The sequence below is a fragment of the Nocardia sp. NPDC059177 genome (assembly GCF_042755165.1).
GTDB lineage: Bacteria > Actinomycetota > Actinomycetes > Mycobacteriales > Mycobacteriaceae > Nocardia.
Window position 1 is genome coordinate 120,409 of record NZ_JBHZBX010000013.1, and the last position, 9,602, is coordinate 130,010.

A 9,602-nucleotide genomic window follows, 5' to 3' on the forward strand; every position below is an offset into this window, starting at 1 on the left:
ACGACAACTTTCCGGCTCAGGTGGAGACCCGGACCTCGCCCGCGGTGTCGATCTCGATGCGCCGGTCCCCGTCCGGCGCGGCGGCCAGCACGGTGGCCACCCAGCGCCGCCCGACCGGCAGCACCCGCACCGTGACAGTGCCCGCGGCGGCGGCGGCGAGTTCGTCGACGGCCGCGTCGATCACATTGCCGCGCACCCATTCCGGGACACCGCGGAACCCACCGTCGTCGAGCAAGGTCACCTCCACACCGCGGCCACGGGCGCCGCGGGCGGCGGCGCTGAGCCGTTCGGTCACCAGCTCGGGGGCACGCAGGCCGTCGCGCAGGTCGGCTTCCAGCAGCCGGCACTGTTCGCGTTCGGCGGCGGTGAGCTGGGCGCCCTCGGCGATGCGCGCGAGCATCGGCCGCGCCGCCTGGTCGAGGCGGGTCAGCTGCCGGTCACGTTCGGCGGTGGCCGCGGCCAGTGCCGCCTCGGTGGCGGCGCGACGGTTGGCCTGGCCGCGCAATTCGCGCAGTGAGCGCTGGGAGGGACGCACGATGGCCATGAACACCGTCACCGTGGCGACCGTGGCGACGGGGGTGAGCGCGCGCACCACCGTCTCCGGATGCCAGGTGGTGAACACACCGAAGGTCACCAGCACGGTGGCAGCCGCCGCCACACCCAGCCAGGCCGAGCCGATCCGCCCGCGCAGCACCAGCATGGCCAGCAGATACGAGGTCGGGTAGGCCGTCCACAGCTGGTGCGAGAAACCGGTCGGGTTCTCGATCCACGGCACGGTCACCGCCATCGCGACCGGCCCGGCGCAGGCCACGTAGGCGGTGGCGGGCCAGGGCAGCGGGTCGACCGGGAACACCAGCACGACCAGGGCGGCGACGGCCATCAGCAGCAGGGCGATCGCGGCCGGGATCGGCGGCGCGATATCGAAGTTCACCCGCAGGTACATGACGATGGTGGCTTCGAAGATGACCACGAACAGCCACGCGGTGCCGTCGCTGAGGCCGAACAGGTCACGCATGCCGAACGGCAGGTCACGGTCGATCATCGTGCCCCCACACCAGTGTCACCACAGTGCCCGCGCCGGGCGCCGATTCCACGAAAGCCGTTCCGCCGCCGAGGGTGTGCATACGGCCCAGGATGCTGCCCGCGATCCCCATCCGGTCGGCGGGGACCCGGGCGGGGTCGAATCCGGCGCCGTCGTCGGACAGCACCACCCGGATGCCGCCGGTCGCGACGGTGATCGACACACCACGGCGCACCCGCCTGCCCGGGATATCGGCGTGGCGCAGGCTGTTGCGCACCGCTTCGGTGAGGGCGGCGCCGAGTACCTGGGCGGCCTCCATCGGCAGGCGCAGCACGGCGGCGCGCCGGGTGGTCACCTGGATGGGGATGTCGGGGTCGGCATCGCGGACGGCATCGCGCAGGAACACGACCGCGGCGTCGGCGTCGAGGTGCGCGGCCTCGGGTGCGCCACGGGCCTGCTCGAGCTGTTCGAGGGTCTTGGCGGCCTGGCTGCGCAGCACCGGCGAGGACTGCTCGGTCCGGGAGGCTTCCAGCAGGGTCGACAGCACGGCGTCGTGGATGAGCGCGGCGAAGCGGGCGCTCTCGCGTTCGCGGGCCGCGGTCGCGGCGACCGTCGCGGCCCTGGTGCGCTGGCGGACGGCTTCCTGGTCGACGCGTTCGGCGGCCGCGCGCGCGTAGACCACGCACCACAGGAACAGCGCCGCCACCCCGAGTGCCCGGGTGATGTCACCCATCAGCGCCCACAGCGAACTCCCCGGCACCACGAACACGTTCGACACACTGGTCGCGACGGCGAGCAGCCCGGCGAAACCGGCGGCGACCCGCACCGGCCAGGCCAGGCCGGCGGCCATCACACCCAGCACGAGCCCGCGGTAGGGCCAGGAGGCGAACGACCCGATGTGGATCACCGAGTACACGAACGGCGTCGCCACGGTGGCCGCGAAGTAGCACACCGCGGCGGCCCCGGCGACGCGCTCGAGCGCGGTGGCAGCGCCGCGGGCGGACACGATCGCCAACGGCGGGAACAGCGCGTACGCGGCCACCAGATGCACTTCCGGCCAGATCGACTGGTTGACCGGCTGCACCAGCACCGCGGGCAGTTCGAGCACCATCACCAGCGTCGCGCCGATGCCGACCACCAGGCCGAGCCTGCGCCGGATCTGCTCGGTCGCGGCCCGCTCGAGCTCGAGCTCGGCGACCGGCGCGGGCACCGGCTGGACCGCGGTGGTCACGTGCGCTGCTGCCGTTCCGGCACCGGTAGCCAGCCGTCTTCGACGGCGCGTTTGTACAGGTCGGTCTTGGTCGGCGCGGGACGGCCCGCGTCGGCGTACTTCTGCCGGATCCGGCCGAGGTAGTCGTTGACGGTCTGTTCGGACAGCCCGGTCAGCCGGGCCACCCGCGACGCCTTCTCCCCCGAGGCGTAGAGCATCAGCACTTCTTCCTGGCGGGGACTGAGCCCCACATCGGACAGCTGCGGGTCGCCGTCGATCGCGGCGGCCCAGTCGGTGGTGACGACCTGCTCCCCCGAGGCCGCCCGGCGCACCGCTTCGACCACGGTCGCGACGCTCTCGGATTTGCGCAGCACCCCGAGCACACCCGCCTTGGCGGCCGAGCGGACCAGGAAGGCGTTGTCGGCGCCGGTGAACACCAGCACCTCGATGCCGCGTTCGCGCAGCGCGGTCACATTGTCCTCGGGCGTGGAGCCGTCGGGCAGCCGCAGATCCAGCACCACCAGGTCCAGGTCGCCGTCGACGGCGAGCAGTCCGGTCACCGTCTGCGCGGTCGCCACCAGTTCCAGGTCGGGTTCGGGCCCGAGCATGGCCGCGAGCCCGATGGCCACCGATTCGTGGTCCTCCACCAGCCCGATCCGCCGCACTGCCCCGGACTGCGCATTCTCGCTCACCGACCACTCCCCATCCTCGAACACCCACCGCGGACAGCGGCGCGACACGTCGGTGTCGAGTAATACCGCATCCACCACCTCCCTGTCAGCCCACCAGAATTCGGGGCCGCCCCGGCGGTGGGGTCAGTCCATCAGGCTCGCGGCGAGGGTGGCGCCGAGTTCCCAGCAGCGTTCCAGGTCGGCCTTGATGGGTGGGCCCGAGACCACGACGGGCGCGGCGGCGCGCTGCCAGCCGAGCCCGGTGGTGATCCGGTCGACGGCCCCCTCAGCGCCTTCGGTCCCCTCGTTGCCGTGCAGATACAGCGCGTAGGGCCGGCCGCGCGTGGAGTCCAGGCAGGGGTAGTAGATGGTGTCGAAGGCGTGTTTGAGGGCGCCGCTCATATAGCCGAGGTTGGCGGGGGTGCCGAGCAGGTAGCCGTCGGCATCGAGGACGTCGACGGCGGTGACGGCGAGTGCGGCCCGGCGGATCACCTCGACGCCCTCGATCTCCGGGTCGCTCGCACCGGCGAGGACCGCTTCGAACATCGCCTGGGTGTGCGGCGACGGGGTGTGGTGGATGATCAGCAACCGGGCCATGGCTCGCTATTCTCCGCTGTCGCGTTCCAGCTTTTCCAGGGCGACCGCGTGGCGCATGGTCGCGCGGGCGCGGCCGCGGTCACCGGCGTAGTCGTAGGCGCGGGCCAGCCGGTAATAGGAGCGCCAGTTGTCCGGGTCGGCTTCGCATTCGGTCTTGATCTGGGCGAACAGCGCGTCGGCCGCGTCGCGTTCGATCCGCCCGGAGGGGCGCCGGGGCAGCTGCGAGGTGTCGACCTCGAGCCCTTCTTCGTCGATGCGCCGGGCCAGACGCTGATGCGCGAAGGCCGCCTGCAGGGTGGCCCACAGAATCCACGCACCGACGACGGGCAGCAGCAGCATGCCGATCCCCAACACGATTCCGGCGAAGCCCTCGCCGAGATAGGTGATGGCCAGCCCGCCGAGCCGCACGAAGTAGAAGATCAGCGCCACGACCAGGAAGGCCACCACCGCGAGGATCTTCACGACCTGCCGGTCGGGCCCCGTACCGGCGGATTCGGCGCTCACAGATCCAGGAACGGGTCGAGCCCGACGGTCAGTCCGGGGCGGCCGGCGATCTCGCGGACCCCGAGCAGCACGCCGGGCGCGAAGGAGTTGCGGTCGATGGAGTCGTGGCGGATGGTCAGCGTCTCGCCCTGGGTGCCGAAGAGCACCTCCTGGTGCGCGACCAGCCCGGCCAGCCGCACCGAGTGCACCCGCACCCCGTCGACGTCGGCGCCGCGGGCACCCTCGAGTTCGGTGGTGGTGGCGTCCGGGCTCGCGCCGACCCCGGCCTCCGCGCGCGCCGCGGCGATCAGCGCGGCGGTGCGGTAGGCGGTGCCCGACGGCGCGTCGGCCTTGTTCGGGTGGTGCAGCTCGATGACCTCGACCGAATCGAAGAAGCGCGCCGCCTGCTCGGCGAAGCGCATCGACAGCACGGCGCCGATGGCGAAGTTCGGCGCGATCAGCACGCCGACCTCGGGCCGCTGGTCGAGCCACGACCGCACCTCGGCCAGGCGGGCCTGGTCGAAGCCGGTGGTGCCGACGACCGCGTGGATACCGTTCTCGACCAGGAACTTCAGATTGCCCATCACCACATCGGGGTGGGTGAAGTCGACCACGACCTGGGTACCCGACTCGGTGAAGGCGGTGAGCGCGTCGTCCTTGTCGACCCGCGCGACCAGCTCCAGATCGTCCGCCGCTTCCACGGCGGCGCAGATCGCCTGCCCGACCTTGCCGTGTGCACCGAGCACTCCGACCCGAATGGTCACCGGTTTCTCCTCGTCGTCTCGCGTCCGCTTGGCTGTCAGCCTATCGAGCAGCGGCGGGCGCGCGGGCGCCGAGGTCAGTCGAACACGATCACCTGGCGCAGCGCGGCGCCTGCGGCGAGGTCGTCCATGGCCGCGTTCACCTGGTCGAGGCCGATGCGCGCGGAGACGAGCCGTTCCAGCGGCAGGGTGCCCGCGCGCCAGCGCCGGACGTACTCGGGGATGTCGCGGGCCGGGACGGCGGAGCCGAGGTAGCTGCCGATGATGGTGCGGCCCTGCGCGACCAGGCTCAGCGGCGAGATCGTCGCGGTGGCATCCGGGGCGGGCAGCCCGACTGTCACGGTGACGCCACCGGGAGCTGTTGCGGCGACCGCGGTTTCGAAGGCGCGGACATTGCCCGCCGCCTCCACCACCACCTCCGCGGTCTCCCCCTTGGCCGCGATCTCGGCGGGCGTGAAGGCTGCGGTCGCGCCGAATTCCCGCGCCAGCGCGAGCTTTTCGGGCACCGTATCGACGGCGATCACCTCGCCACCGAGGCCGAGCGAGACCGCGACGAGCACCGCCGCCATCCCGACACCGCCGAGCCCGACCACCATGATCCGGTCGCCCGCACCGGGTTTCGCGGCATTGAGCAGGGCACCGCCGCCGGTCAGCACCGCGCAGCCGAGGACCGCGGCGACCTCGGGCGGCACGTCGGCGTCGACCGGGACCACCGAGCGCCGGTCGACCACGGCATGGGTCGCGAATCCGGAAACCCCCAGGTGGTGGTGGACGTCCGCGCCGTCGCGGCGCAACCGGCGGCCACCGCCGAGCAGTTCCCCCGCGTTGTTGGCGACGCTGCCCGGCCCGCACGGGGTGCGGCCGTTGCTAGCACAGCCGGCGCAGTCGCCGCAGCGCGGCAGGAAGGTCATGACGACGCGCTGCCCGACAGTCACGTCGTCGACGCCCGCGCCGACGGATTCGACGATGCCGGCCGCCTCGTGACCGAGCAGCATCGGCACCGGCCGCACCCGGTTCCCGTCGACCACCGACAGATCCGAATGGCACAGTCCCGCCGCCTCGATCCGTACCAGCAGCTCACCGGGACCGGGTTCGGCCAGTTCCAGCTCGCAGACGGTGATCGGCCGCGAATCGGCGAACGGCGCCGGATCGGCGATGCGTTCCAGGACGGCTCCACGAATCCTCATGGCGCGAACCTACCGCGAAACGGCCGTTGCACGGTCCGGGATCGGCGGCTAATCTCGGTCGCGGTGATGGTGCTCCTGTCGGCCGCCTCGTACCGTGCCCAGGGTCGGCGCCATCACGAACCAAGGAGAAATCCCCTGTCAGTACAGTTCAATCACACCATTGTCGGATGTCGCGATAATAGGGAAACCGCCGAATTCTGGGCGGACATCCTCGGGTTGGACGTAGGAAAAGAGTGGGGTCCGTTCATCCCGCTCCCGCTCGCGCACGGCGCCGCCTTCGATTTCGCGAAGGTGCCGCCGCACGTATCCGAAATCCAGCCGCAGCATTACGCGTTCCTCGTCTCCGAGGCCGAGTTCGACGCCGCCTACGCCAAGATCCAGCGCTACCAGCTGGAGCACTGGGCCGATCCGCAGCAGCACGGGGTCAACGAGATCAATCACAACGACGGCGGCCGGGGCGTGTACTTCCTCGACCCCAACGGTCACTTCCTGGAACTGATCACCGTTCCGTACGGCGGCTGGCCGCAGTAGTCACCCCATCCGGCCGGTCCGCACCTCGCGGACCGGCCGGATCCGGTTACGCCGCAGCGCGATTGCCGCGCAGACCGATCAGCGCGGCCAGCACACAGGCCACCGCGACGATCGCGATGAACCACGGGAAGATAGTGGCGATACCCCAGGTGGTGGCGGCCCAGCCGGCAGCCAGGGTGGGCAGGGCCATCGCGGAGTAGGCCAGCAGGTAGTAGGCCGACATGGTCTCGCCCCGGCGATGCGACGGCACGACCTCCGACAGATGCCGCAGCGAACCACCGAAACCGAGGCCGAAGGTGGCGCCCAGCGCCAGACCCGCGATCAGCACCGCGGCCGGTTGCGCGGTGGCCAGCGCCGGAATGGTCGCCAGCAGCGCGGCCGCCATGCCGAGGTCGCCGATGATGGCGGCGCGGCGGGCCGGGATGCGGGTGGCGAAGAGCTGGACCAGCGCGGCGGCGAGCGCGGTACTCGCGACGACCACCCCGCCGAAGACCAGGTTGTGCACGCCGGTCTTGGCCGCGGCCAGCGACGGATACAGCGACAGCAGCACACCGAGCACCGACCAGGCGGCCATCACGCCGATGGCGGAGAACCAGAAATCGGACCGGATCTCGCGCGGCACCGCGGGCTTGGCGATGGTGATGCGGGCCCGCACGCGGGCGGTGTGCGGCTCGCGCAGGGCCAGCATGCCCCCACCGGCGGCCAGGCACACCACCGCGATCACCACGTACGGCGTGCGCAACGGCGAGGGCGCGTACTGCGCGAGCACGGCGGTGCCGAGCACCGCGACGGCGATGCCGACATTGAAGGCCACGCCGCTGAGCTGCCCGGAACGCGCGCCACGGTCGGGTCGCAGGTCCAGCAGGGCCGCCGCGCCCGCGACCACCGTGGCGCCGACCGCCGCGCCGTGCAGCGCCCTGGCGAGCAGCAGCATGGGCATGGAATCGGCGAGCAGGAAGGCGACCAGGCCCAGGATCATGGTGGCGAAGGCACCGACCATCACCGGCTTGCGGCCGACCACATCGGAGATCCGCCCGGAGACCAGGACCGCGCCGAGGGCGGCGATGGCGTAGACGGCGAAGACCATCGTGGTGGCGAGCGGGGTGAGGTGCCACTGCGTCTCGTAGATGCCGTAGAGCGGCGCGGGCGCACCGGACACTCCGAGCGCCACCGCGGTCGCCGCGAGGACGAGCCCGTACGCCCAGCGCTGTCCGGTGTGGACCGGCGCCATCGTTGTCGCAGCCATAGCGGCCCCCATCAGCAGAGTTTGATCACCATCGAACGGCTCGACCCTACGCCGAGTATGATGACTATCAAACCCCCGAGTGAGGTAGATCATGACACAGGCTAAAGATCTTCCGCCGGCGCCGACCATACCGGTCGCCGGACTGCCTGCCGTGCTCGGCGCGTTGCACGATCCGGTCCGGCTGGAGATGGTCCGGCGCCTGAGCAACGCGGGCGAGCCGATGCGCTGCGCGGCCCTCTACGAAGCGATCAACAAGTCCACCGCCACCCACCACTTCAAGATCCTGCGCGAGGCGGGCCTGATCGAGCGGCTGACCATCGACGGCCAGACCTATCAGCGGCTGCGCGCCGACGAGGTCGAAGACGCGATCCCCGGCCTGCTGCCCGCGATCGTCGAGGCGGCCGACCGCGCACAGCACTGAGCGACCGGCAGGTGCGAACCGCTCAGCGCTCCACCAGTTTTCGCACCGAGGCGGGCACATCGCGGGTGCGCTGGTAGGGCCCGGCCACGCAGGCGCCGTAGGGGCGCGCGAGCAGGGTGCGGGCGATCTCGCTGACCTCGTCGGTGGTGACGGCGTCGATGCGCGCCAGCGTGGCCGAGACGCTGCGATGGTTGCCGTAGCTGAGTTCGCTGCGTCCGATGCGGTTCATCCGCGAGGCCGAATCCTCGAGCCCGAGCACCAGTCCGCCACGCAAAGAGCCCTTGGCTCTGGCACATTCGGCGTCGGTGACACCGTTGGTCGCGACCTCGTCGAGCACGTCGCGGGCCAGCACCGCCACCTGGGCGAGGTTCTCCGGCTGGCAGCCCAGCGCGACCGAGAACGCGCCGGTGTCGGCGAAGGTGTCCACGCTCGAGTACACCGAGTACGCGAGCCCGCGTTCCTCCCGGATGCGCTGGAACAGCCGCGAACTCAGCCCGCCGCCGACGATGGTGTTGAGGACCGACAGCGGCCAGCGCTGCTGGCCTTCGTGCCTGCCGAAGGCGCGCACGCCGAAGACCAGGTGCGCCTGTTCGCTGTCCCGGTTGATCCGGACCAGTCCGGGCGCGGCCTGAGCCCGGAACTTGCCCTCCCGGCGCGGCGCCGGTTCGGCGGCGCTGTCCAGGTGCGCTTCGAAGGCACGATGCACGAGTTCCACGACCCGGTCGTGGTCCACATTGCCCGCCACCGCGACGACCATCCGCTCGGGACGGTAGCGGCGCTGATGGAACCCGCGCAGCTGCCCGGCCTGCATGCCCTCGATGGATTCGACGGTGCCGATCACCGGGCGCCCGATCGGGTGGTCGCCGAACATGGCGGTGAGGAAGGAGTCGGCGACCAGGTCTTCGGGGTCGTCGTCGCGCATGGCGATCTCCTCGAGCACCACCTGTCGCTCGACGTCGACGTCGACGGCCCGGCACAGCCCGTTGAGCACCACGTCGGAGACGAGTTCGACCGCCAGCGGCAGGTCCTCGTCGATGACGTGGGCGTAGTAGCAGGTCTGTTCCTTGGCGGTGAAGGCGTTGAGTTCGCCGCCGACCGCGTCCATGGCCTGCGCGATGTCGAGCGCGGACCGGCTGGGTGTCGCCTTGAACAGCAGGTGTTCGAGGAAGTGCGCCGCGCCGGCCACGGTGGGGCCCTCGTCGCGGGAGCCGACGCCGACCCAGACCCCGACCGAGGCCGAGCGCACGCCGGGGACGTGTTCGGTGACCACGCGCAGCCCGCCGGGCAGCACGGTCCGGCGGACGCCACCGTCGGTGGAGACGTCGGCGGCGGAGGTGGTGGTCGGCTCGCTCAACTGTGGCTCTGTCACCCGATCCCACCGCAGGGCTGTACTGACATGGGCGTTCTCAACCTCTCGAAACGGGAGCCGGTGACATGCGGGGATACCTCCACGAAGCAAGGCAGCAGGCACGAC

General features: G+C 71.3%; 11 protein-coding genes. 2 read left to right on the forward strand and 9 right to left on the reverse strand.

All coding sequences use genetic code 11. The features are described from left to right. Window positions 1–16: 16 nt before the first annotated feature. The 7 genes from ACFXK0_RS18155 to ACFXK0_RS18185 form a co-directional block, all read right to left on the reverse strand. Window positions 17–1,042, reverse strand: coding sequence for a hypothetical protein (locus tag ACFXK0_RS18155; protein WP_379411553.1), 1,026 nt, complete (start codon window positions 1,040–1,042; stop codon window positions 17–19). After that, entirely contained in the window at window positions 1,029–2,252 is a 1,224-nt protein-coding gene (locus ACFXK0_RS18160) for a sensor histidine kinase (RefSeq protein ID WP_379411554.1), read from the reverse strand. Before ACFXK0_RS18160 ends, ACFXK0_RS18155 begins: the two co-directional genes overlap by 14 nt. After that, on the reverse strand, window positions 2,249–2,923 hold the full coding sequence (locus ACFXK0_RS18165) for a response regulator (RefSeq protein ID WP_379411555.1): 675 nt from the start codon (window positions 2,921–2,923) through the stop codon (window positions 2,249–2,251). The genes ACFXK0_RS18160 and ACFXK0_RS18165 overlap by 4 nt, the downstream gene beginning before the upstream one ends. 123 nt (window positions 2,924–3,046) lie before the next feature. Continuing rightward, entirely contained in the window at window positions 3,047–3,499 is a 453-nt protein-coding gene (locus ACFXK0_RS18170; protein ID WP_379411557.1) for a flavodoxin family protein, read from the reverse strand. A gap of 6 nt (window positions 3,500–3,505) precedes the next feature. Next, entirely contained in the window at window positions 3,506–4,003 is a 498-nt protein-coding gene (locus tag ACFXK0_RS18175) for a hypothetical protein (RefSeq protein ID WP_379411558.1), read from the reverse strand. Beyond that, window positions 4,000–4,746 carry a 4-hydroxy-tetrahydrodipicolinate reductase gene (dapB, locus tag ACFXK0_RS18180; RefSeq protein ID WP_379411560.1) on the reverse strand — a complete coding sequence of 249 codons (747 nt, stop codon included), beginning with the start codon at window positions 4,744–4,746 and terminating at the stop codon, window positions 4,000–4,002. The genes ACFXK0_RS18175 and dapB overlap by 4 nt, the downstream gene beginning before the upstream one ends. Window positions 4,747–4,820: 74 nt before the next feature. Further along, entirely contained in the window at window positions 4,821–5,930 is a 1,110-nt protein-coding gene (locus ACFXK0_RS18185) for an alcohol dehydrogenase catalytic domain-containing protein (protein WP_379411561.1), read from the reverse strand. A gap of 135 nt (window positions 5,931–6,065) precedes the next feature. On the opposite strand from ACFXK0_RS18185, the gene ACFXK0_RS18190 reads away from it, so the two are divergent. After that, window positions 6,066–6,461, forward strand: coding sequence for a VOC family protein (locus tag ACFXK0_RS18190; protein WP_379411607.1), 396 nt, complete (start codon window positions 6,066–6,068; stop codon window positions 6,459–6,461). A gap of 46 nt (window positions 6,462–6,507) precedes the next feature. Here the strand turns inward: ACFXK0_RS18190 and ACFXK0_RS18195 are convergent, their stop codons facing one another. Further along, window positions 6,508–7,707 carry an MFS transporter gene (locus ACFXK0_RS18195; protein WP_379411562.1) on the reverse strand — a complete coding sequence of 400 codons (1,200 nt, stop codon included), beginning with the start codon at window positions 7,705–7,707 and terminating at the stop codon, window positions 6,508–6,510. Window positions 7,708–7,798: 91 nt separating this feature from the next. On the opposite strand from ACFXK0_RS18195, the gene ACFXK0_RS18200 reads away from it, so the two are divergent. Continuing rightward, window positions 7,799–8,128 carry an ArsR/SmtB family transcription factor gene (locus ACFXK0_RS18200; protein WP_379411564.1) on the forward strand — a complete coding sequence of 110 codons (330 nt, stop codon included), beginning with the start codon at window positions 7,799–7,801 and terminating at the stop codon, window positions 8,126–8,128. Between the two features lie 22 nt (window positions 8,129–8,150). On the opposite strand, the gene ACFXK0_RS18205 is transcribed toward ACFXK0_RS18200, so the two are convergent. Beyond that, on the reverse strand, window positions 8,151–9,482 hold the full coding sequence (locus ACFXK0_RS18205; protein WP_379411608.1) for a M16 family metallopeptidase: 1,332 nt from the start codon (window positions 9,480–9,482) through the stop codon (window positions 8,151–8,153). Between the last annotated feature and the right edge of the window lie 120 nt (window positions 9,483–9,602).

What these genes read in the sequence shown, in the direction of transcription:
- ACFXK0_RS18155 (WP_379411553.1), bottom strand. Translation starts at nt 1,042, where the DNA reads ATGATCGACCGTGACCTGCCGTTCGGCATGCGTGACCTGTTCGGCCTC.
- ACFXK0_RS18170 (WP_379411557.1), bottom strand. Translation starts at nt 3,499, where the DNA reads ATGGCCCGGTTGCTGATCATCCACCACACCCCGTCGCCGCACACCCAG.
- ACFXK0_RS18185 (WP_379411561.1), bottom strand. Translation starts at nt 5,930, where the DNA reads ATGAGGATTCGTGGAGCCGTCCTGGAACGCATCGCCGATCCGGCGCCG.
- ACFXK0_RS18195 (WP_379411562.1), bottom strand. Translation starts at nt 7,707, where the DNA reads ATGGCTGCGACAACGATGGCGCCGGTCCACACCGGACAGCGCTGGGCG.
- ACFXK0_RS18200 (WP_379411564.1), top strand. Translation starts at nt 7,799, where the DNA reads ATGACACAGGCTAAAGATCTTCCGCCGGCGCCGACCATACCGGTCGCC.